This window comes from Streptomyces sp. NBC_01465, from assembly GCF_036227325.1.
Lineage (GTDB): Bacteria > Actinomycetota > Actinomycetes > Streptomycetales > Streptomycetaceae > Streptomyces.
The window spans coordinates 4,546,422-4,565,227 of the sequence record NZ_CP109467.1; the positions used below are offsets into that span (position 1 = coordinate 4,546,422).

The 18,806-nt window shown below is 70.1% G+C and carries 21 protein-coding genes; 9 read left to right on the top strand and 12 right to left on the bottom strand.

The window, feature by feature from the left end; translation table 11 throughout:
• Positions 1-99 precede the first annotated feature (99 nt).
• Both OG707_RS21430 and phoU read right to left on the bottom strand, forming a co-directional pair.
• On the bottom strand, positions 100-249 hold the full coding sequence (locus tag OG707_RS21430; protein WP_329120670.1) for a hypothetical protein: 150 nt from the start codon (positions 247-249) through the stop codon (positions 100-102).
• A gap of 90 nt (positions 250-339) precedes the next feature.
• Positions 340-1,020: a phosphate signaling complex protein PhoU gene (gene phoU, locus OG707_RS21435; protein WP_329120672.1), complete on the bottom strand. Its 681-nt coding sequence runs from the start codon at positions 1,018-1,020 to the stop codon at positions 340-342.
• A gap of 212 nt (positions 1,021-1,232) precedes the next feature.
• Between phoU and OG707_RS21440 the strand changes: the two genes are divergently transcribed.
• Both OG707_RS21440 and OG707_RS21445 read left to right on the top strand, forming a co-directional pair.
• On the top strand, positions 1,233-2,510 hold the full coding sequence (locus tag OG707_RS21440) for a sensor histidine kinase (RefSeq protein ID WP_329120674.1): 1,278 nt from the start codon (positions 1,233-1,235) through the stop codon (positions 2,508-2,510).
• Positions 2,507-3,187: a response regulator transcription factor gene (locus tag OG707_RS21445; RefSeq protein WP_232268924.1), complete on the top strand. Its 681-nt coding sequence runs from the start codon at positions 2,507-2,509 to the stop codon at positions 3,185-3,187. Before OG707_RS21440 ends, OG707_RS21445 begins: the two co-directional genes overlap by 4 nt.
• A gap of 71 nt (positions 3,188-3,258) precedes the next feature.
• On the opposite strand, the gene OG707_RS21450 is transcribed toward OG707_RS21445, so the two are convergent.
• Positions 3,259-3,894, bottom strand: a complete 636-nt coding sequence (locus OG707_RS21450; RefSeq protein ID WP_329120679.1) for a DUF461 domain-containing protein — start codon at positions 3,892-3,894, stop codon at positions 3,259-3,261.
• 557 nt (positions 3,895-4,451) lie between these two features.
• Between OG707_RS21450 and OG707_RS21455 the strand changes: the two genes are divergently transcribed.
• The 6 genes from OG707_RS21455 to rlmB all read left to right on the top strand — a co-directional run bounded on the left by OG707_RS21455 (position 4,452) and on the right by rlmB (position 9,346).
• Positions 4,452-4,934 (top strand): CarD family transcriptional regulator, encoded by a 483-nt coding sequence (locus OG707_RS21455; RefSeq protein WP_003953493.1) that lies wholly within the window; start codon positions 4,452-4,454, stop codon positions 4,932-4,934.
• A gap of 214 nt (positions 4,935-5,148) precedes the next feature.
• Positions 5,149-5,901: a 2-C-methyl-D-erythritol 4-phosphate cytidylyltransferase gene (ispD, locus tag OG707_RS21460; protein WP_329120680.1), complete on the top strand. Its 753-nt coding sequence runs from the start codon at positions 5,149-5,151 to the stop codon at positions 5,899-5,901.
• Positions 5,891-6,376, top strand: a complete 486-nt coding sequence (gene ispF, locus OG707_RS21465) for a 2-C-methyl-D-erythritol 2,4-cyclodiphosphate synthase (RefSeq protein WP_329120681.1) — start codon at positions 5,891-5,893, stop codon at positions 6,374-6,376. Before ispD ends, ispF begins: the two co-directional genes overlap by 11 nt.
• 54 nt (positions 6,377-6,430) lie before the next feature.
• On the top strand, positions 6,431-6,835 hold the full coding sequence (locus OG707_RS21470; RefSeq protein WP_329120683.1) for a PPOX class F420-dependent oxidoreductase: 405 nt from the start codon (positions 6,431-6,433) through the stop codon (positions 6,833-6,835).
• Positions 6,836-6,915: 80 nt separating this feature from the next.
• The gene (cysS, locus tag OG707_RS21475) at positions 6,916-8,316 is read left to right on the top strand and encodes a cysteine--tRNA ligase (RefSeq protein ID WP_329120685.1); all 1,401 of its coding nucleotides are present in this window, start codon (positions 6,916-6,918) and stop codon (positions 8,314-8,316) included.
• A 73-nt stretch (positions 8,317-8,389) separates the two neighbouring features.
• On the top strand, positions 8,390-9,346 hold the full coding sequence (rlmB, locus tag OG707_RS21480) for a 23S rRNA (guanosine(2251)-2'-O)-methyltransferase RlmB (protein WP_329120687.1): 957 nt from the start codon (positions 8,390-8,392) through the stop codon (positions 9,344-9,346).
• Positions 9,347-9,449: 103 nt separating this feature from the next.
• Here rlmB and OG707_RS21485 read toward each other — a convergent pair whose 3' ends face one another.
• From OG707_RS21485 to OG707_RS21515, 7 genes are read right to left on the bottom strand one after another with little or no spacing between them, the layout of a single operon-like run.
• Positions 9,450-10,979, bottom strand: coding sequence for a glycosyltransferase family 2 protein (locus OG707_RS21485; RefSeq protein ID WP_329120689.1), 1,530 nt, complete (start codon positions 10,977-10,979; stop codon positions 9,450-9,452).
• A complete protein-coding gene (locus OG707_RS21490; protein ID WP_329120690.1) occupies positions 10,976-11,620 on the bottom strand; it encodes an ABC transporter permease in 645 nt (214 codons plus the stop codon). Before OG707_RS21490 ends, OG707_RS21485 begins: the two co-directional genes overlap by 4 nt.
• A complete protein-coding gene (locus OG707_RS21495; protein ID WP_329120692.1) occupies positions 11,613-12,308 on the bottom strand; it encodes an ABC transporter ATP-binding protein in 696 nt (231 codons plus the stop codon). Before OG707_RS21495 ends, OG707_RS21490 begins: the two co-directional genes overlap by 8 nt.
• Positions 12,305-13,483, bottom strand: coding sequence for a sulfate adenylyltransferase subunit 1 (locus OG707_RS21500; RefSeq protein ID WP_329120694.1), 1,179 nt, complete (start codon positions 13,481-13,483; stop codon positions 12,305-12,307). Before OG707_RS21500 ends, OG707_RS21495 begins: the two co-directional genes overlap by 4 nt.
• A complete protein-coding gene (gene cysD, locus OG707_RS21505; protein ID WP_329120696.1) occupies positions 13,484-14,389 on the bottom strand; it encodes a sulfate adenylyltransferase subunit CysD in 906 nt (301 codons plus the stop codon).
• Positions 14,386-14,937: an adenylyl-sulfate kinase gene (gene cysC, locus OG707_RS21510; RefSeq protein ID WP_329120698.1), complete on the bottom strand. Its 552-nt coding sequence runs from the start codon at positions 14,935-14,937 to the stop codon at positions 14,386-14,388. Before cysC ends, cysD begins: the two co-directional genes overlap by 4 nt.
• A complete protein-coding gene (locus OG707_RS21515) occupies positions 14,931-15,767 on the bottom strand; it encodes a sulfotransferase family protein (RefSeq protein ID WP_329120700.1) in 837 nt (278 codons plus the stop codon). Before OG707_RS21515 ends, cysC begins: the two co-directional genes overlap by 7 nt.
• A 227-nt stretch (positions 15,768-15,994) precedes the next feature.
• Between OG707_RS21515 and OG707_RS21520 the strand changes: the two genes are divergently transcribed.
• A complete protein-coding gene (locus OG707_RS21520; RefSeq protein ID WP_329120702.1) occupies positions 15,995-17,545 on the top strand; it encodes a DoxX family membrane protein in 1,551 nt (516 codons plus the stop codon).
• Between the two features lie 72 nt (positions 17,546-17,617).
• Here the strand turns inward: OG707_RS21520 and OG707_RS21525 are convergent, their stop codons facing one another.
• Together OG707_RS21525 and OG707_RS21530 are read right to left on the bottom strand one after the other, a co-directional pair.
• On the bottom strand, positions 17,618-18,349 hold the full coding sequence (locus OG707_RS21525; RefSeq protein ID WP_329120704.1) for a nucleotidyltransferase family protein: 732 nt from the start codon (positions 18,347-18,349) through the stop codon (positions 17,618-17,620).
• Between the two features lie 32 nt (positions 18,350-18,381).
• Complete coding sequence (locus OG707_RS21530) at positions 18,382-18,798, bottom strand: hypothetical protein (protein ID WP_329120706.1); 417 nt, start codon at positions 18,796-18,798, stop codon at positions 18,382-18,384.
• Positions 18,799-18,806 lie beyond the last annotated feature (8 nt).

The following is an 18,806-nucleotide window of genomic DNA, read 5'->3' on the forward strand; positions in this document are numbered from 1 at the left end:
TATGCGACGCAAGTGACAGTCGGGGACGGGATTTTCCGGGGGGACGTACGCGAAAGGGCCCCGTCCAGCGCCGGACGGGGCCCCTTCCACAGCCTGTGGTCAGCCGTGGCACCCGCCGCACTGGCAGGGGGCGCCGGACTGACAGCCGCAGCCGCAACCGGAGCCGCAGCCGCAGGCGCCGAGTACGGGCAGGAAGACGACGTCAGCAGAGTCCTGCCGGTCGTCCGTAGTCGTGGGGGAATCGGCCATGGGTTCCTCCTCCTGGGCGGTACATACGGAGGAGTACCGCCTGCACCCATCCCATACCCACCCGGGCAGGCGCATCAACGGCGCACGGGGTTACGCGCCCTCGGCCTGCGCCTGCGCGCCCTGCACCTCGTCCGCGTGCTCGCCCGTGACCAGGAAGACGACCCTCTTCGCCACCGACACCGCATGGTCCGCGAAGCGCTCGTAGTAACGGCCGAGCAGCGTCACGTCCACCGCCGTCTCGATGCCGTGCTTCCAGCGGTCGTCCATCAGGTGCTGGAAGAGCGTCCTGTGCAGCAGGTCCATCTCGTCGTCGTCCGTCTCCAGCTGCAGCGCCAGATCGACGTCCTTCGTGATGATGACCTCGGCCGCCTTCGCCATCAGGCGCTGCGCCAGCTGACCCATCTCCAGGATCGTGGCGTGCAGATCGCGCGGCACCGCCGTCTGCGGGTAGCGCAGCCGCGTCAGCTTCGCGACGTGCTGGGCCAGGTCACCGGAGCGCTCCAGGTCCGCGCTCATCCGCAGCGACGTGACCACGATCCGCAGGTCCGTGGCGACCGGCTGCTGGCGGGCCAGCAGGGCTATCGCCCGGGCCTCCAGGTCGTGCTGGAGATCGTCCACCTTCTGGTCCGCGGCGATCACGCTCTCGGCGAGCTTCAGATCGGCGTCCAGCATGGCGGTGGTGGCCCGCCCGATCGCCGATCCGACGAGCCGGGCCATCTCGACCAGGCCCTCGCCGATCGAGTCAAGTTCCTCGTGGTACGCGTCCCGCATCGACAGTCCCTCTCTTACGGTCCCTACTAGGGGCTCTGCTGGCCATGACGGGGGCTCTGGCCCCTACGCTCCCACCTTCGCCCGTCCACGCGTCCGTTTCGGCCCCCCCAAGTGAACCAACCCCATCCCCTCGGTGAACTCTGGGCGACGAACGTTCGAGCAGCCACCCGTTTGGCTGGGGAAGTGTCGGCGGCGGCGCATAACCTTGAGGCATGGACGTGAACGCGGCGGTCGCCGCAGCGAGTGCGATCGCCGGGTTGTGCACCGGCGTGATCGCCATGCTGGCGTTCCGCTGGAGCGAGCGCGACCAGGCCCGCCCCACCCGGACCTCCCTGCACACAGACGCCGTACTGCCCCCCGGCGTGGACACGGTCCTCTCCGTGCTCCGCTCCTCCGCGGTCGTGCTCGACGAGAGCGACTCCGTGGTCAAGGCCAGCTCGGCGGCGTACGCACTCGGCCTGGTCAGGGGCGGGAAGCTGGCCGTGGAGCCCATGCTCCACATGGCCCGCGACACCCGCCGCGACGGAGAGATACGCCAGGTCGAACTGGACCTCCCGCGCCGCGGCACCGGCCGCGGCGAGGCCCTCGCGGTCTCCGCGCGGGTCGCCCCGCTCGGCTCCCGGCTCGTGCTCCTCCTCGTGGAGGACCTCACCGAGGCCCGCCGTATCGAAGCGGTACGGCGCGACTTCGTCGCCAACGTCAGCCATGAACTGAAGACCCCCACCGGCGCGCTCTCCCTCCTCTCCGAGGCCGTCATGGACGCCTCCGAGGACCCCGAGGCGGTCGAGCGCTTCGCCGGCCGGATGCAGATAGAGGCGACCCGCCTCACCAATCTGGTCCAAGAGCTCATCGACCTCTCCCGGGTCCAGAACGACGACCCCCTGGAGGACGCCGAACCGGTCAAGGTCGACACCCTCGTCGCCGAGGCCATCGACCGCTGCCGCCACCAGGCCGGTACGAAACAGATCACCATGGCCGCAGGGGGCACCGCCGACCTGTACGTCTGGGGCAACCGCGGCCAGCTCGCCGCCGCCCTCGGCAACCTCGTCGAGAACGCCGTCAACTACTCCCCGGCCCGCACCCGGGTCGGCATCGCGGGCCGCCGCGTCGCCGCCCCCGGCGGGGACCTCATCGAGATAGCCGTGACCGACCAGGGCCTCGGCATCTCCGAGAAGGACCGCGAGCGCGTCTTCGAGCGCTTCTACCGCGTGGACCCGGCCCGCTCCCGTGCCACGGGAGGCACTGGCCTCGGTCTCGCCATCGTCAAACACGTGGCCGCCTCGCACGGCGGGGAGGTCACCGTCTGGAGCTCCGAGGGACAGGGCTCCACCTTCACCCTCCGGCTGCCGGAATCCGGCTCCGTGAGGGAACGCAAGTCTGTGACGCGCGCGGGCACACCGGTCGCCGGAGTCGACGCCGATGACGACGACAGCCAGCCGTACGAGACCTTCCTTTCCGAACCCCTTTCTGCCCCGGAGGTCCACCAGTGACCCGAGTGCTCGTCGTCGAGGATGAGGAATCCTTCAGCGACGCCCTGTCCTACATGCTCCGCAAGGAGGGTTTCGAGGTCGCCATCGCGGCCACGGGCCCCGAGGGCCTGGATGAGTTCGAGCGCAACGGCGCCGACCTCGTCCTGCTCGACCTGATGCTGCCGGGGCTGCCCGGCACGGAAGTCTGCCGCCAGCTGCGCGGCCGCTCCAACGTCCCGGTGATCATGGTCACCGCCAAGGACAGCGAGATCGACAAGGTCGTCGGGCTGGAAATAGGAGCCGACGACTACGTGACCAAGCCCTTCTCCTCGCGGGAGCTGGTGGCCCGCATCCGCGCGGTCCTGCGCCGCCGCGGAGAGCCGGAGGAGGTCACCCCGGCGGCCCTGGAGGCCGGCCCGGTCCGCATGGACGTCGACCGCCACGTGGTCACCGTCTCCGGCGGCAAGGTCGACCTCCCGCTCAAGGAGTTCGACCTCCTGGAGATGCTGCTGCGCAACGCGGGCCGCGTGCTGACCCGTATGCAGCTGATCGACCGGGTCTGGGGCGCGGACTACGTCGGCGACACCAAGACCCTCGACGTCCACGTCAAGCGCCTCCGCGCCAAGATCGAGCCGGACCCGGGCGCGCCCCGGTACCTGGTGACGGTCCGGGGGCTCGGCTACAAGTTCGAGCCGTAAACCGCGAAGAGACATGAGGAGAGGGCCCCCGCCGGAGCTTCCGGCGGGGGCCCTCTCCCTGTGCGTACGGCTTACTGACCCGTCGTCGCCGACGCGGTGCCCGACGGCGTGGTGTCGCCCGACGGCGTACCGCTCGGCGTCGTGCTGCTCGACGCCGTGCCCGAGGGAGTCTCCGACGGCTTCGGGGCGACCGGGAGGCTGCTCGGGCCGAAGCCCTCGAAGTAGCTCGTCGCCGGGACGACGAAGGCCCGCAGCGGGACCTCGCCCGTCTCGCTGAAGGAGAAGGTGACCAGCTGCGCGTTGCCGTCGGTCGCGGCGGCGCTGCCGTCCGCGAGGACCACGGAGGCGTTGCCCTTGCCGCCGATGACGACCTTGCCCATCGGGGGCAGGGTGATCGGGCCGTTGCCCTTGGCCGCGTGCAGCTTGACCTGGCCGGCGTAGCCCTTGACCGCGATCGAGTCGAGGGTCTGCGGCTTGGTGCCGTTGTTGAAGATCGTGGCGGCGATGACCGCCGGGCCGGCAGCAGCGTGCGGCTGCGTGATCACGTTGACGTTCTGGACCTTGAGGTCGCCGACCGAGGTGGCGGCGTTGTCCGGCTTCACCTGGAGCGTCTGGGCGTCGTTTCCGGAACCGCAGGCGGACAGGGAGGCGATCGAGACCACGATGGCGGAAGCGGCGAGGGCGCCGCGTCGAAGGCTGCGGCTCACGGCGGCGGCAACTCCTAGGACGTACGGACAGGAGGGTGGAGCGAGCGGCGTAAAGCCGCCCTAAGGGTGTGTCAGCGGCCTCAGGTTACCGAGCCCCTACACAGCCCCCGCACCCGACCCGCCCCTGGGGACAACCCCGTTCACCGGCAGCGCTTCCCCGTAGCCCCTGATCACGCGGTTTCGTACGGCGTTCACATAAGCGCGGTGATCAATTTCCATTCGCCACCGGAAATGGTGGTGATGGTGGTGATCAATTTCCTCGATTCGATCCGTACGGGTGATCGGGATCCGAACGAAGTACGGCAAGTTCACCGATTGGAACCAGGCAAACCGGGACGTTCGACCCCTTGGAGGGGTGTTCCGGTACGTGTAACGTGCGCGTTTCTCTCCGCCCGCGCAGCCGCTCCGACCTGCGAATACCCGCTTCCGGAAGCCGTCCGCAGCACGTTCCTGTTGCAGTTGTCAAGCCCCGAGATATGCCCTGACCTGCGAAAACGCCATTCAGAAGAGGCGGTTTCCGTGTTACCCTGGATAGCCACGGAAGGGGTACCTGTCACATGACGTTCAAGGTTGGCGACACCGTGGTCTATCCCCATCACGGGGCCGCGCTGATCGAGGCTATCGAAACTCGCCAGATCAAAGGCGTGGACAAGACCTACTTGGTGCTCAAGGTCGCTCAGGGCGACTTGACTGTTCGTGTTCCAGCGGACAATGCGGAGTTCGTCGGCGTACGCGACGTAGTCGGTCAGGACGGGCTGGACCGGGTCTTCGAGGTGCTTCGCGCACCGTATGCCGAAGAGCCCACGAACTGGTCCCGTCGCTACAAGGCAAATCTCGAGAAGCTCGCCTCCGGCGATGTCATCAAGGTCGCCGAAGTAGTGCGCGACCTGTGGCGTCGTGAGCGTGAGCGCGGTCTCTCCGCAGGTGAGAAGCGCATGCTCGCCAAGGCCCGCCAGATCCTGGTGAGTGAGCTCGCTCTCGCGGAGAACACCAACGAAGACAAGGCCGAGGCTCTGCTCGACGAGGTCCTCGCGTCCTGACACAGCACTGTTAGACACAGCACTGCCGTGGCGCCCGTTGACACACATTCTGCTGTGTTGCCGGGCGCTGCGGCATGTTGTTTTCTCAAACTCCCGCGCCACGGCTCGACCCACTTGACCGGTTGTCACGGAAGGGGCCGGTCAGAGCGTCCAGCGTGGCTCGCTGTGGCCATACCCACCCTGGCTGAGGACACAAACCCTGAACGCGCAATCGATGTCAGAAGAGACCTCTGAGGTCCGTGAGACCCCCCGCCGCACCGCCGCGGTCATCCCCGCGGCCGGCAAGGGCGTACGGCTCGGCCCCGGCGCCCCGAAGGCGCTGCGGACCCTCAACGGCACCCCCATGCTCATCCACGCGGTCCGCGCCATGGCGAACTCCCGGGCCGTCTCGCTGGTGGTCGTCGTGGCCCCGCCGGACGGCGCCGCCGAGGTGAAGAACCTCCTCGCCGAGCACGCGCTGCCCGAGCGGACCGACTTCCTCGTCGTCCCCGGCGGCGACACCCGCCAAGAGTCCGTACGGCTGGGACTCGAAGCCCTGCCCGCCGACATCACCACCGTCCTCGTGCACGACGCGGCCCGCCCCCTGGTCCCCGTCGACACCGTCGACGCGGTCATCGAGGCCGTACGGGACGGGGCCCCGGCCGTCGTCCCCGCGCTCCCGCTCGCCGACACCGTCAAGCAGGTCGAGCCGACCGCCGACGGTTCCCCCGAGCCGGTCGTCGCGACCCCGCAGCGCGCGCTGCTGCGCGCCGTGCAGACCCCGCAGGGCTTCGACCGAGCCCTGCTCGCCAAGGCGCACGCCACGGTCACGCAGGACGTCACCGACGACGCGAGCATGGTCGAGCAGCTGGGCGTGCAGGTCGTCGTCGTACCCGGGCACGAGGAAGCCTTCAAGGTGACCCGGCCGCTGGATCTGGTCCTCGCCGAGGCCGTACTCGCCCGCAGGAGGGCCAACGATGGCTACTAGCAACCTGCCCCTCGTGGGTATCGGGACCGACATCCACGCCTTCGAGGAGGGCCGCGAGCTCTGGGTCGCCGGTCTCCTGTGGGAGGGCGAGGGCGACGGGCTCGCCGGGCACTCCGACGCGGACGTCGCCGCGCACGCCGCCTGCAACGCGCTCTTCTCCGCCGCAGGCCTCGGCGACCTCGGTGCGCACTTCGGCACCGGGCGGCCCGAGTGGTCGGGCGCTTCGGGGATCACGCTGCTCACCGAGGCCGCGCGGATCGTGCGCGAGGCCGGGTTCGAGATCGGGAACGTCGCCGTCCAGGTCGTCGGCGTACGGCCCAAGATCGGCAAGCGGCGCGACGAGGCGCAGAAGGTGCTCTCCGCCGCTGTGGGAGCACCGGTTTCGCTCTCCGGGGCAACCACCGACGGGCTCGGATTCACCGGGCGCGAGGAAGGGCTCGCCGCGATCGCGACAGCCTTGGTCGTACGGGTCTAGAGGGGTAGGGATGGGGCACCCGTTCCGTACCCCATCCCCTTGGAGGGCATCCCCGTGTCTGCCGAACTCAGCGACCAGCTCAAGACGCTCCTCGACGGCCCCGTCTTCGTGAGCGTCGCCACGATCCAGCCCGACGGATCGCCCCAGGTCTCGCCGGTCTGGGTCAAGCGCGACGGCGACGACGTGCTCATCTCGACGACCGTGGGCCGCCAGAAGGAGAAGAACCTCCGCCGCGACCCGCGCGTCACCGTGCTGCTGCAGCCCTTCGACGCCCCGTACAGCTACGCCGAGATCCGCGGCAGCGCCACGCTCACCACCGAGGGCGGCCAGGATCTGATCGACGAGCTGGCGGTGAAGTACGTCGGCAAGAAGTACGCCGAATTCAACCCGTCCTCCGCCGACGACGCCGAGCGCGTCGTCGTCCGGATCACCCCGCGCAAGGTCGTAGGCAGGATCTGAGACCTGCCTTCTGTCACACTTCCGTGCCCCGTGGCCAGAACGGTCGCGGGGCACTGGTATGGGGCCACTACCCTGTAGGGGTGACTATTCGTCTGTACGACACCAGCGCCCGGCAGATCCGTGACTTCAACCCGCTCTCCGCGGGCTGTGTCTCGATCTACCTCTGCGGTGCCACCGTGCAGGCCGCACCGCACATCGGGCACATCAGGTCCGGGCTGAACTTCGACATCATGCGCCGCTGGTTCGAGTACCGCGGCTTCGACGTCACGTTCGTGCGGAACGTCACCGACATCGACGACAAGATCATCAAGAAGGCGGCCGAGCAGAGCCGCCCCTGGTGGTCGATCGGGTACGAGAACGAGCGCGCCTTCAACTCCGGCTACGACGTCCTGGGCTGCCTCCCGCCCACGTACGAGCCCCGCGCCACCGGCCACGTCCCCGAGATGATCGAGATGATGCGCGGGCTCATCGAGCGCGGGCACGCGTACGAGGCGGACGGCAGCGTCTACTTCGACGTGCGCTCCTACCCGGAGTACCTGCAGCTCTCCAACCAGGACATCGACGATCTGCGCCAGCCCACCGAGGACGGCATCACCGGCAAGCGCGACCCCCGCGACTTCGCCATGTGGAAGGCCACCAAGCCCGGCGAGCCCGACTGGGAGACCCCGTGGGGGCGCGGGCGTCCCGGCTGGCACCTGGAGTGCTCGGCGATGGCCCACAAGTACCTGGGCTCCGCCTTCGACATCCACGGCGGCGGCCTCGACCTGATCTTCCCGCACCACGAGAACGAGATCGCCCAGGCCAAGGCCTTCGGCGACGACTTCGCCTCGTACTGGGTGCACAACGCCTGGGTCACCATGGCCGGCGAGAAGATGTCGAAGTCGCTGGGCAACTCGGTCCTCGTGAGCGAGATGGTCAAGCAGTGGCGGCCGATCGTGCTGCGCTATTACCTGGGCACCCCGCACTACCGGTCGATGATCGAGTACAGCGAGGAGGCCCTGCGCGAGGCCGAGTCCGCCTTCGCGCGCATCGAGGGCTTCGTCCAGCGCGTCGTCGAGAAGGCGGGGGGCGCCGTCGCCCCCGCCGCCGAGGTGCCGCCCGCCTTCGCCGAGGCGATGGACGACGACATGGGGGTGCCGCAGGCGCTCGCCATCGTCCACACCACGGTCCGGCAGGGGAACTCGGCACTGGCCGCCGACGACAAGGAAGCGGCCGTGGCGCGGCTGGCCGAGGTCCGGGCGATGCTCGGGGTCCTCGGTCTCGACCCGCTGGACGAGCACTGGGTGGGTGACGGCGACCGCGGCGAGGATCTGCACGGGGCTGTCGACACGCTCGTACGGCTCGTGCTGGAGCAGCGCGAGGCGGCGCGGGCGCGGAAGGACTGGGCGACGGCGGACGCGATCCGCGACCAGCTGACCCAGTCCGGACTGGTCATCGAGGACGGTCCCAATGGGCCGCGGTGGACGCTCGGCCCGCGCTGACGGCGCGGACGCGGCACACTTTTATATACGAACTTCATTTCGCTTCATTGAGCAGCAACGAAACAGGTAGGTCATGGCCGGGAACAGCCAGCGCAGGAACCGTCGTACGTCCAACAAGAAGGGCGCTACGGTCGGCAGCGGGGGCCAGCGACGCCGTGGCCTCGAGGGCAAGGGCCCGACGCCGCCCGCCGAAGCCCGTAAGAAGCACAAGAAGAACCGCATCGCCAATGCCATGGCCAAGCAGGCCGCCAACCGGCGTCCCGCGCCGCGGCGCGGTGGGCCCAAGGGCACCTCGGAGATGGTCGTCGGGCGCAACCCGGTGTTCGAGGCCCTGCGCGACGGCGTACCGGCCACGACGCTGTACGTCCAGCAGTACATCGACAACGACGAGCGGGTGCGCGAGGCGCTCCAGCTCGCCGGTGCGCGCGGCAACATCAACCTGATGGAGGCCCCGCGTCCCGAGCTCGACCGGATGACGAACGGGCTCAACCACCAGGGTCTGGTGCTGCAGGTCCCGCCGTACGAGTACGCGCACCCGCAGGACCTCACGGCGGCCGCGTACGACAACGGCGAGGACCCGCTGATCGTCGCACTCGACGGGGTCACCGACCCGCGGAACCTGGGTGCGATCGTGCGGTCGGTCTCTGCTTTTGGCGGGCACGGTGTGGTCGTGCCCGAGCGGCGTGCGGCCGGGATGACCGCCGGTGCGTGGAAGTCGTCGGCGGGTACGGCGGCCCGGACGCCGGTGTCGCGGGTGACGAACCTGACCCGTGCGCTGGAGGGCTTCCAGAAGGAGGGCATCACCGTCGTCGGGCTCGCCGCCGACGGTGAGCACACGGTGGAGGACCTGGAGGCGCTGGCCGGCCCGGTCGTCATCGTGATCGGCAGCGAGGGCAAGGGCCTCGGCCGTCTCGTCGGCGAGACATGCGACTACCGGGTGCGGATCTCCATGCCGGGTGGCGCGGAGTCGCTCAACGCGGGGGTTGCTGCAGGGATCGTGCTGTACGAGGTGGCTCGGCGCCGCGCCTGATCCCCGGCGGCCCCGGTTGTGGGCAGGCGTTCCGCACGGCGGAACGGGTGGGCACAACCGGGGCCCGGGCCCGCGTACTCGGCCCGGGTGCTCGGCAGCGGAGTCAGCCGCGCAGCGTGCGACGGATCTTGCCCGCCACCCTGCGTGCCAGTGACCGCTTCGGGCGCGGACCCGACGCCGTCTTCGGGGGCGCGGTCAGCGACGGGGGCGCACCGTTCGTCGCGATGTGCAGCGTCACCGGGAGCTTCGCGTCCCGCGCCCAGCCGCAGCTCTGGATCCGTACCTTCAGGTCCCAAGTCCCCGCGTTCCGGCCCGAGTTGAGCGCGTCCGGAGTGACCACCGCCACCGAGCTGTGCACCAGGCGGAAGCCTCCGTCGGGCAGGTCGATCCGCTCCGTCGTCGTCTCCACCGGCAGGAAGCACTCCTCCGCCGAGCCGCGCCTGCGCGCCACGATGTCCATCCGCGCCGACTTCATGCGCTTCGTGACGTCCAGGATCGCCGGGTCCAGGTCGGCTACCGGTGTGCGGATCGCGTCCACGCCCGCCTCGGTGTGGACGAAGGCGAGCGGGCCGTCGGCGGTGATCAGCTCGCCCGTCGCCGTGATCCGCAGCGGGGAGCCCTCCGCCTCGGCCGTGGCCTGCGCCTTGAGGCCGGCGTCCCACTGCGCCAGTTCCCGTACGGCGTCCGGGCGGTCCTGCACCAGCAGCGTCGCCGTCGCGCGCTGCATCGCGGGCAGACCGGCCGCGACACCCGGGGCGAAGCGCTCGGTGGCCACCTTGCGGGCCTCGCGGAAGAACTCCTTGTTCCAGTCGTCGGGGGCGTTCAGGTAACGCTTGCCGGTGAGGCGGCCGACGATCTCCACCCGCAGCCAGCGGCGGTGGAGCCTGTCGCGGAGTGCGCCCGGCTCCGTATGGGCGTCGACGATGTCCAGGGCCTCGCAGAGGTTCCCGAAGTAGCCCGCCGGGTCGAAGCGCTGGAAGCCCGCGTTGCCGGCGTCCGGGCGGCCCACGTGGTAGTAGCACGTGTAGTCGGAGAGCACCGAGATGCGCTTGGCCGCGAAGTTCGCCGCCGTCACGAAGACATGGTCCTCCAGGCGGCGCTTGCCCTCGGGGAAGCGCAGGTTGTGCTCCAGGAGGAAGGCCCGGCGGTACATCTTGTGCGGGGTGAGGCTGTCGACCAGCGGGGAGTTGAGGTAGGTCGCGTCCGGGTAGTTCTTGCGGAACAGCTCGCGCGGCACGCCCCGGTTGACGCCCGTCATCTTGCCGATGACGACATCGGCGTCGTTCTCCTTGGCGTACGCGTAGAGCCGGTGCAGCGCCTCGTCGCCGAACCAGTCGTCGTTGTCCGCGAACTGCACGTACTCGCCGCGGGCGTGATCGATGCCGATGTTGCGCGGGCGCGAGGGCCAGCCCGAGTTGGGGATGTGGACGACCTTGATGTTCGCGTGTTCCGCGGCCACCGCGTCGAGGCGGTCACCGGTCCCGTCCGTCGAGCCGTCGTTCACGAAGATCGCTTCGAACTCGTCCGCGGCCATGGTCTGGCGCAGCAGCGAGGAGACCAGGTCATCGATGAACGGGCCCGGGTTGTAGACCGGGACGATCACGCTGATCTTGAGGTTCTCGGGGGAAGTCATCGGCGCCTTTCACGGGGGAGCAGGCCACGGGTGCGCAGCACACGGCGCTCCACCGGAGTAAAAATAGCCGATTCGACGACGACGCCGACGGCCAGGATGACTCCCACTGCGGCGAGCGTGAGGCCGGTGTTGTCCGTCTGCTTTCCGGTGTTGAGCATCTCACCGATCCCGGGCAGCGGAGTCACCGTGATCAACTCGGCGGTCATCAGCGCCCGCCAGCCGAAGGTCCACCCCTGGCGCAGTGCGTGCACGATGCCGGGCAGGGCCGCGGGCAGCAGGACGTACCGTACGGAATTCCAGCCGGTGGCGCCCATCGTGCGGCCGGCCCGCAGCAGCAGCGGCGGGATCTGGTCGAGCGCCCCGACCAGGCCCATCGCCACGGACGGTACGGCGCCGAGCAGCACGACCGCGTACACCGCCTGCTCGGACTCGCTCAGGACCACGACCGCGAGCGGTACGAGGCCGGCGGCCGGCAGGGACTGGATCGCGGACAGGACGGGGGAGAGGCCTCTGCGCACCGGTGCGTAGCGGCGGATCAGGAGGCCGATGGCGGCGCCGAGGAGGACCGACGCGGTGAAGCCGAGCAGCGTACGGAAGAGGCTGTGGCCCAGGGCGGGGATCAGGGAGTCGAGGCTAAGCACGGGCGTGGACCTCCTCTCGTAGGCGGGCGGTGACTTCGTTCTCGTCCGTCTCGCCGGCACGCCACTGGTGGGCGATGCGGCCGGGGCGGGTGGAGAGCAGGACGATGCGGGTGCCCAGGCGCAGCGCCTCGCGTACGTCGTGGGTGACGAAGACGACGGTGAGCTTCTGGTGGCGCCAGACGTCCGCGAAGACCTCGTGGAGGTCGTCGCGGGTGATGGCGTCCAGGGCGCCGAACGGCTCGTCCATCAGGAGGAGCCTGCTGTTCTGCGCGAGGGCGCGGGCGAGCGCGACGCGCTGGCGCTGGCCGCCGGAGAGTTCGTGGATCGGGGTGTCGGCGCGGTCGGCGAGCTGGACGAGGCCCAGGAGGCGGAGCGCCTCCGCGCGGTGGCCCGAAGGGTCCAATCCCCTGAGTCTGAGCGGGAGTTCGATGTTCCCCGCCGCCGTCAGCCAGGGGAAGAGTGCGTGGTCCTGGAACATCAGCGCCGGTGGCGGGCCCGGTTCCACGGACACCGTGCCCGTGGTCGGCTCCTCCAGGCCCGCGATCAGATGCAGCAGCGTGGACTTGCCGCTGCCCGATCCGCCGAGCAGACAGACGAACTCGCCCTCCCCGACGGTCAGATCGACCCTGTCGAGGACGGGCTCGCCGCCCTTGCGATAAGTCTTCCCCGCCCCCTCCAGCCGTATCAAAGCGCCATGCCGGCGGTGAGCGTGGCACCGTCGGCAGGGTCGATGAGCAGGAAGGATCCGGTGCGGCGCGAGGCGGCGTACGGGTCGAGCGCGAGCGGTTCCGCGGTGCGTACCGTGATGCGGCCGATCCCGTTGGCGGCGAGCTCGCCGCCCGGCACGTCCCGCACGACCGCCTTGACCGTACGGGTCGTGTGCTTGATCAGCACCCGGTCGCCGGTGGACAGGGGGCGGTCGTGGAGGTGGCAGACCGTCGCCACCACGTCCTGGGTGGGGGCGGGCGCCTGGCCGGTCGGAGCGATCAAGTCGCCCCGGGAGATGTCGAGTTCGTCGGCCAGCGATACTGCGACCGACTCGCCTGCGGCAGCCCGCTCCACCGGGGTGCCGAGGCGGTCGATTGCGGTGACGGTGGTGATACGGCCCGAGGGCAGTACGGTGACCGCCTCGCCGACGGAGAGCGTACCTGACGTCAATTGCCCTGCGTACAGGCGGAGTTCGCCGTGACGGATGACGTACTGGACGGGCAGCCGGGACGGCGCGGAGGCCGGTTCGGCGGCGACCTGGACCGTCTCCAGGTGGTCCAGGAGGGTGGGGCCCTCGTACCAGTCCATACGGGTGGAGCGCTCGACCACGTTGTCGCCCGCCAGGGCGGAGAGCGGGATCGCGGTCGCGGAGGGGACGGCGAAGTCGGCGACGATGCGGTCGAAGACCGCCCGGTCGTAGTCGACGAGGTCCATCTTGTTGACCGCGAGGACGACGTGCGGGACGCGCAGGAGCGCGGTCACCGCGGCATGGCGCAGCGTCTGCTCGACCACTCCGTGGCGCGCGTCGACCAGGACGATCGCCAGGTCTGCGGTGGAGGCGCCGGTGACCATGTTGCGCGTGTACTGCACGTGGCCTGGGGTGTCGGCGAGGATGAACCGGCGCCGGGGCGTGGCGAAGTAGCGGTACGCGACGTCGATGGTGATGCCCTGCTCGCGCTCGGCGCGCAGCCCGTCGGTCAGCAGCGCCAGGTCGGGCGTCTCGCCGCGGGAGGCCTGGGTGACGGCCTCCAGCTGGTCGCTGAGGATCGACTTGGAGTCGTGGAGGAGGCGCCCCACGAGGGTCGACTTGCCGTCGTCGACGGAGCCCGCGGTCGCGAACCGGAGTGTGTCGACGGCCAGTTGGGTGGTGCTCATTTAGAAGTATCCCTCGCGTTTGCGGTCTTCCATCGCAGCCTCGGACACCTTGTCGTCGGCGCGCGTGGCCCCCCGCTCGGTCAGCCGGGAGGCGGCGATCTCGGTGATCACGTCCTCCAGCGTGGTGGCGTCGGAGTCGACGGCGCCCGTGCAGGACATGTCACCGACGGTCCGGTAGCGGACCAGACGCGTCTCGGTGAGTTCGCCCTCCTTGGGGCCGCCCCATTCGCCCGCTGTCAGCCACATGCCGCTGCGGGCGAACACCTCGCGCTTGTGGGCGAAGTAGATCTCGGGGAGTTCGATGCCTTCGCGCTCGATGTACTGCCAGACGTCCAGCTCGGTCCAGTTGGAGAGCGGGAAGACGCGGACGTGTTCGCCGGGTGCGTGGCGGCCGTTGTAGAGCTGCCAGAGTTCGGGGCGCTGGCGGCGCGGGTCCCAGGCGGAGAACTCGTCGCGGAGGCTGAAGACGCGCTCCTTGGCGCGGGCCTTCTCCTCGTCGCGCCGTCCGCCGCCGAAGACGGCGTCGAAGCGCTCGGCCTGGATCTTCTCCGTGAGCGGGAGGGTCTGGAGCGGGTTGCGGGTGCCGTCGGGGCGCTCGCGGAGCTTCCCGGCGTCGATGTAGTCCTGCACGGAGGCGACATGCAGGCGCAGGCCGTGCTCGGCCACCGTACGGTCGCGGTATTCCAGGACCTCGGGGAAGTTGTGCCCGGTGTCCACATGGAGGAGTGAGAAAGGAACGGCCGCCGGGGCGAACGCCTTCAGCGCCAGGTGCAGCATGACGATCGAGTCCTTGCCGCCGGAGAAGAGAATCACCGGCCGCTCGAACTCACCCGCCACCTCACGGAAGATGTGCACCGCCTCCGACTCCAGGGAGTCCAGGTGGGACAGCGCGGTTGCGGCTTTCATACGATCCTCCGCTCCGCGAGCAACTGGTGCACTGCGTAAGCCGATTGGGCGACGGTCTGTCGCTGGGTGTTGATCCGCAGATCGGGCGCGGTGGGCAGCTCGTACGGGTCGTCGACCCCGGTCAGCCCGGTCAGCTCTCCGGCCGCCTGCTTGGCGTACAGGCCCTTCACGTCCCGTACGGAGCAGACCTCCACGGGAGTCGCGACATGCACCTCGAAGTACGGGGTGCCGCTCTTGGCGTGGCGCTCGCGCACCGCCGCCCTGCTGTCCGCGTACGGGGCGATGACCGGGACGACGGCGACGATGCCGTTGCGGGCCAGGATCTCGGCGACCAGGCCGATCCGCTGCACATTGGTGTTCCGGTCGGTGCGGCTGAAGCCCAGGCTGTCGGAGAACGCGAGCCGGATCTCGTCACCGTCCAGCACCTCCACGCGGTGGTGCGTGGCGCGCAGCCGGGCCGCCAGGGCCTCGCCGATGGTCGTCTTGCCGGAGCTGGGCAGCCCGGTCAGCCAGACGGTCGCGCCGCGTCCCGGGGAGGGGCTCAGCATGCGTACCCCCAGGTGTGGGCGATGTCCCGCAGGTCGTCGGGGACCTCTTCGGCGGCCGGCAGGGCGCGGGCCTGCTGGACCGACCCGGATTTGATGTTGTCGCTCCAGTCGCCGATGTACGCCTTGAACGGTCCGTGGTCCTGCTTGCCGTAGTTCAGCATCCGGGCGTCCCACTCGACGCCCAGGAACGTACATATCTCGCGGGTCTTGGCTTCGGCGTCCCCGGTCAGGTCCTCGTAGCGGACGGTCAGGCCGGGCAGATGGGTGCGGGCGTCCTCGACGGCGTCCACGTAACTCTTGACCTCGGCGATCGTCTGCGCCGGGTCGCGGTCGGGCCGGCCGTTGATCAGCGAGCTGACCATCGACGCCGGATGGCGCAGCAGGAAGAGGAACTTGGCGTCCGGCCAGGCCTCGTGCAGCCGCTCCCAGACCAGGGCGTTGCCGGGCGTCTTGTCGACGATGAGGTCCTTGCCGCTGTGCTCCAGCTCGCGGTGGAGCACCCGGTCCCAGAGGAGGTGCTCCAACTCCTTCTCGTCGAGCCCGAGTTGGCTCATCGCCTTCTCGGTGTACGGCTTGGTCTGCTCGACGTGCAGCGTTCGCAGGTGCATCTCGTGCGGTGCGCGGATACGGGGATGGCTGTTCAGCAGCACCCGCAGCAGCGTGGAACCCGACCTGACCGAGGAGATCACGAACACCGGCTCGGGGACCAGCCGTTGCCCGGTGGGGGCGGGCACGGCACGGGCCGGACGGCCGCCGGGCAGGTTCAGGACGGACAGCGCCCTGCGTGCCCGCCGTGCGGCGGCCCTGAGACGCGGGTCGCTTGGCGGCATGGTCGTTCCTCCTCGGTCACGGACAGTGGATGTTCCAATTTGTAATCCGCGATCCTGAGGCGGCCGTAATCCGCGCCTGTGCTGGCGCTGAGGGTTTTCTGAGAGTTCGATGAACGGCGCAACCCGGGAAGGAGCCCCCGCATCAGGGCCCCGCGCAACGATCTTGACGGGTCTCGGACACTTCCATCTCGTCAAGGCAGTGTCCTAAACCTCTGTCACTCGGTTAGATGAGTGTGGACACCAGAACGCCCCGGTTCGACGAGCAGCCGGCCCTGAGCATGGTCAAGGTGGACTGCGATCCCGCGCAGGTCATCGTGAACCACGCCAGCTTCCGGGTGCAGCTCGCACCGAAGAGCCCCAGCCTGGCGGACACGGCCAGGATCCCCGCGATGAGCAGCGCCGGCGGACGCCGACGTGCCGCCCCCGTCGTCTGGAGCGGGAAGTCCGCACCGGGCGACCCCGGAGCCAGCGGACTGCTGCAGGCCGTACGCAACTCCTCGGTGGGGGAGCCGCGTTACGAGACGTACGACGACGCCCACGACGCCGGCGCCACCCAGGTCATTCCCCGTATCAGCCTCGACGAGGGCGAAGCCCCCGCCGTCGTCGGACCGCGCAGCCCCTACGGCTCCGGGCCCGACGCGACGACGCTGCTGCCCCGGATGCGCGAGGCGGTCGGCGCGTACGACCACCAGGAACCGTACGGGCACGACGAGTTCGACGACGGCGTCGAGGGGCCCTCGGAGACGACCGGCACGCACCGTGCCGCGCACGCCTTCTACCCCGACCGCCGGATGAACCTCGGCGTGGTGCTCCTGCCGCTCCGCGTCTTCCTCGGCCTCATCTCCGTGTACGCGGGCATGGGCAAGCTCTGCGACCCCGTCTACTTCGACGGCGGCGAACGCGGCTCCATGGTCAAGTGGCTGAATTCGCTGCACCCTTGGGCCCTCGCCGAACCGCTGCGCGACTTCGCCCTCTCTCATCCGGTCGGCGCCGGACTCACCGTCGCCTTCCTCCAGGTCGTCGTCGGCGTCCTCACCGTCCTCGGCCTCTGGCAGCGCGTCGCGGGCGTCTTCGGGGCGCTGCTCTCCGCGGCGCTCCTGGTGACGGTCTCCTGGCGTACGGCGGCGTACGACGCCCCCGACGTCATCTACCTCGCCGCCTGGTCGCCGCTGATCATCGCGGGCGCCCCCGTCTACTCCCTCGACAGCAGGCTCGCGGGCGAGGCCTGGCGCACGCTCGGCCCGCGCTCCGAGCTCTGGCAGCTGCGCAGGCGCGTCTTGCGGCGCGGGACGCTCGTCGCCTCGCTCGTGGTCGGTCTCACGCTGCTGATCGGCTCGGTGCTCGGCGCCGCGGTCCGCTCCTCCACGGTCGTGACCGTGCCGGGCCCGAACACCGACCCGACCAACCACCTCCCCGGGCTCACCCTCCCCGAGGACAGCGCGGGCTCGCACTCCCCGGCCCGCCGCGAGGGCTCCTCGAAGAAGCCGTCGCCCTCGGCGACGGGCTCCGCGAGCCCCAAGGCCAAGCACACGGCCCCGGCCGCCACGGCAGGCGCGACCGCGTCCTCGGGCACCACCGGCAGCCCCAGCCAGACCCAGGGCAGCGGCACCGCCCCCACCCACCACCAGGCACCGCCCCCGCCGGCGGCCAGCAGCTCGGGCCCGTCGTCCTCGGGCGGCTCCAGCAGCACCGGAGGCAGCAGCGACGGTGGCTCGACCTCCTCCGGAGGCTCGTCCTCCGGAGGCAACCAGAACCCGATCGGCGGCCTCCTCGGCTGACCGTTCGGTACGTGCACGACGGAGGGCCCCGGCGCGGACTGCGCGCCGGGGCCCTCCCTGTGTGCGTGCCCGCTACTTCCCCGCGAGCTCCTTGGCCGCCTCGGTGAGGTCCTTGGCGGTGTCGATGGCCCGCCAGTACGCGCCGTGCGGCAGCGGGAAGCCCGCCAGCAGGCGCTCGCGTGCGAGGCGGGGGAAGGTGGACCGCTCGTGGTCGCCGCGGTCGGGGAGGAGGCCGGCGAAGGCCGGGGAGAAGACGTACACGCCCGCGTTGATCAGATACGGCGAGGGCGGGGACTCGATGAAGTCCAGTACGTGCCCGAACTCGTCCGTCTCGACGGCGCCCCACGGGATGCGCGGCCGGGCCAGCGCCAGGGTCGCCGTCGCATCGCGCTCGGCGTGGAAGGCGGCCATCTCCTGGAGCGAGAAACGCGTCCAGATGTCGCCGTTCGTGGCGTACCAGGGGCGGTCGGGGTGGGGGAGGTGCGCGGCGGCGTACTTCAGGCCGCCGCCGCGGCCCAGCGGCTCCGTCTCGACGACGGTCTTCACGCGCAGCGGCAGATCGGCCGAGTCCAGCCACTCCTGGAGGACCTCGGCGAGATGGCCGCAGGAGACGACGGCGTCGGTCACGCCCTCGGAGGCCAGCCAGGCAAGCTGATGGCCGATGATCGGGGTCCCGGTGCCCGGGATCTCGACCATCGGCTTGGGGCGGTCGTCGGTGTACGGGCGCAGCCGCGAGCCCTGGCCGCCCGCCAGGACCACGGCCTGCGTGGGCAGCGCGTGCGCATGAGGATCAGTGGTCGTCATGGGCGCACCCTATGCGCCGGTGATGTGGATCTTCAGCGCTGGTGTGCGACGCCGTACGCGAAGGACGTGTCGCAGACGGGCCGCGCGTAGGACTGGGCGCGCGTCGGGCCGTAGCGCTGGACGGCCGCGCGGCCGAGCGAGCGGGCGATGTCCATGCAGTGCGCGGCGAGCGAGGGCCGGCGCTCGACCTCGCGCTGGAGGTGGGTGAGAGCCACGGACGGGCTCGACTCCTGGAGCTCGGTGAGGAGCTTGTCGCGCAGGACGTCCTGGGGCGTGCGGGCCTTGGCGCGTACCGAGACATTCTGCGAAGACGCAGTGAGCATCGGGGAAGCGGAGGAGGATGAGCCTGCCCACGGTACGAGGGTGACCGCGAGCGCCCCGGAGAGAACGAGGGCGACGGGCAGGACGAGAGCGAGAGTTCGGCCGATTCGGCGGGCTGTGGTGGTCACGCGAGTGA

What these genes read in the sequence shown, in the direction of transcription:
- OG707_RS21430 (WP_329120670.1), bottom strand. Translation starts at nt 249, where the DNA reads ATGGCCGATTCCCCCACGACTACGGACGACCGGCAGGACTCTGCTGAC.
- phoU (WP_329120672.1), bottom strand. Translation starts at nt 1,020, where the DNA reads ATGCGGGACGCGTACCACGAGGAACTTGACTCGATCGGCGAGGGCCTG.
- OG707_RS21440 (WP_329120674.1), top strand. Translation starts at nt 1,233, where the DNA reads ATGGACGTGAACGCGGCGGTCGCCGCAGCGAGTGCGATCGCCGGGTTG.
- OG707_RS21455 (WP_003953493.1), top strand. Translation starts at nt 4,452, where the DNA reads ATGACGTTCAAGGTTGGCGACACCGTGGTCTATCCCCATCACGGGGCC.
- ispD (WP_329120680.1), top strand. Translation starts at nt 5,149, where the DNA reads ATGTCAGAAGAGACCTCTGAGGTCCGTGAGACCCCCCGCCGCACCGCC.
- ispF (WP_329120681.1), top strand. Translation starts at nt 5,891, where the DNA reads ATGGCTACTAGCAACCTGCCCCTCGTGGGTATCGGGACCGACATCCAC.
- rlmB (WP_329120687.1), top strand. Translation starts at nt 8,390, where the DNA reads ATGGCCGGGAACAGCCAGCGCAGGAACCGTCGTACGTCCAACAAGAAG.
- OG707_RS21485 (WP_329120689.1), bottom strand. Translation starts at nt 10,979, where the DNA reads ATGACTTCCCCCGAGAACCTCAAGATCAGCGTGATCGTCCCGGTCTAC.
- OG707_RS21500 (WP_329120694.1), bottom strand. Translation starts at nt 13,483, where the DNA reads ATGAGCACCACCCAACTGGCCGTCGACACACTCCGGTTCGCGACCGCG.
- cysD (WP_329120696.1), bottom strand. Translation starts at nt 14,389, where the DNA reads ATGAAAGCCGCAACCGCGCTGTCCCACCTGGACTCCCTGGAGTCGGAG.
- cysC (WP_329120698.1), bottom strand. Translation starts at nt 14,937, where the DNA reads ATGCTGAGCCCCTCCCCGGGACGCGGCGCGACCGTCTGGCTGACCGGG.
- OG707_RS21515 (WP_329120700.1), bottom strand. Translation starts at nt 15,767, where the DNA reads ATGCCGCCAAGCGACCCGCGTCTCAGGGCCGCCGCACGGCGGGCACGC.
- OG707_RS21520 (WP_329120702.1), top strand. Translation starts at nt 15,995, where the DNA reads ATGAGTGTGGACACCAGAACGCCCCGGTTCGACGAGCAGCCGGCCCTG.
- OG707_RS21525 (WP_329120704.1), bottom strand. Translation starts at nt 18,349, where the DNA reads ATGACGACCACTGATCCTCATGCGCACGCGCTGCCCACGCAGGCCGTG.